The sequence below is a fragment of the Pedobacter borealis DSM 19626 genome (genome assembly GCF_000708285.2).
GTDB lineage: Bacteria > Bacteroidota > Bacteroidia > Sphingobacteriales > Sphingobacteriaceae > Pedobacter > Pedobacter borealis.
Map to the genome: position 1 here is coordinate 1 of NZ_JAUG01000184.1, position 1,783 is coordinate 1,783.

General features: G+C 38.5%; 2 protein-coding genes. Both read left to right on the forward strand.

The genetic code is table 11. The features are described from left to right. Nucleotides 1-1,014 (forward strand): outer membrane beta-barrel protein (locus AW17_RS23325; RefSeq protein WP_029280768.1); only part of this gene is annotated, 1,014 nt, incomplete at its 5' end. Next, a complete protein-coding gene (locus AW17_RS23330; protein ID WP_029280770.1) occupies nucleotides 974-1,564 on the forward strand; it encodes a hypothetical protein in 591 nt (196 codons plus the stop codon). The genes AW17_RS23325 and AW17_RS23330, both read left to right, overlap by 41 nt. Nucleotides 1,565-1,783: the final 219 nt, after the last annotated feature.

The window sequence follows — 1,783 nt, forward strand, 5'->3', positions numbered from 1 at the left end:
AAAATAGATACGATGAATTACCTTAAAATTTCTCCAAACTTTTCTTACAATACCAATAGCGGCAATAATACGGGTAGCTCGCTTATTACCCAGGATACCTTGTTTACGGGAAGAGAAAGCAATAATTTCAGTAATTCGAATAACCTGAATGCCCGTACCAACATATTTTACAACCATAAATTTTCGAAGAAAGGCCGGAACCTGACTTCCTGGGGTAACATCAATTACACCAATGGCGAAAATTTTGGAAATGTGTACAACAAATACATCAACATTCATGCTAACGTAGCCGATTCGGTACTACAAAACCAGCTGAACAACCAGAATAACCAAAATTTAGGACTTAATGTTGGGACATCATATATGGAGCCACTTTGGAACAAAACCTTTTTAGAAGTGAATTATAGCTGGAACCGATCATCAACAAATAATTCGAGAGATGCTTATGATGTTGCTAATGGTAATCAGGTATTTAATCCAAACCTTAGCAATATTTATGATTATCAGTTCATCACCAATAAAGTGGGACTAAATTATCGGTATATAGGGGAAAAACTGAACTATACAGTGGGCCTTAATGCACAGCCAGCCTTACTTCAGGGACAGAATCTAAGTAATAGTATTGAAACCGTTAACCGTACTTTTAACCTCATCCCCTCTGGTCGGTTCTCGTATAAATTTTCTAACCAGCAATCGCTGGATGTAAATTATTGGGGCAGAAATAACCAACCTGGATTCTTACAATTACAACCAATATCCGACAATTCTAACTTACAGAACGTGGTTACGGGTAACCCTAATCTAAAGCCCGAGTTTATCCACAGTATGAATGCCCATTACAAACAAGCCGATTGGAGCGCCGGAAAAGTGATCATGGCCAATTTTAAGTACGAACGCACCAACGATAGGATTGTAACCACTAAAGAGCGTGTACCAGGCACTGTTAATCAGCTTACCAGCTACATTAACACAGATGAATATTACACCCTACAGGGGCGATTACGACATCAGTAAACCGCTCTCGCCAGAGCGAAAGTTTACCATTGGTTATTCTGGTTCGGGACAACTGAACAACAACATTACTTTTACCGATAACAGCAGAATAGAAGCTCGCAATATGGCCTGGCGCCAGGAACTCGAATTTAGGGTAGACCTGAAAGATATTGTTAATTTTGAGGTAGAAACCTCCTATTCGCAAAACCTGACCAAGTATTCGAATGATACGTTTACCGACCGCCAGTCTAACCGTTTTGAGTGTGGCATAGAGGGCCGGAATTATTTCTTTAAAGACCTTACCCTGGGCTACGATTTCACCAAACAGATTAACTCTGGTTTTGATAACGGTGCGGTGCGTAATCCAACATTGCTTCGTTTATCAATGGAATATAAATTTATGAAAAACAATATGGCTGCTATACGTGTAGAAGGATTCGATCTTTTTGATCAGAACTCAGGGATATCAAGAGATGTGTTTGATAACGTCATTGTAGATAAGCAAGTTAACCGATTGGGAAGGTATTTCATGTTATCATTGATTTATAGGGTGCGTAAATTTGGAAGTTAAAACCGGGTTATAATTTTTACTATAAAGAGAGATTAAATATTATCTGTGTTTATCTTCTTAAATCTGTGGGAAACCTATGCACCAACTGCCTCCCGCAAATTACGCCGATTACCGAAGAACTGACCATTTATAGAATGCGTAAATTTGGAGGTTAAGATTAGCTTACATTTTTTCGCGACGAAGAGAGATTAAATATCATCTGCGCTTATCTTCTTAAAT

What these genes read in the sequence shown, in the direction of transcription:
- AW17_RS23330 (WP_029280770.1), top strand. Translation starts at nt 974, where the DNA reads ATGAATATTACACCCTACAGGGGCGATTACGACATCAGTAAACCGCTC.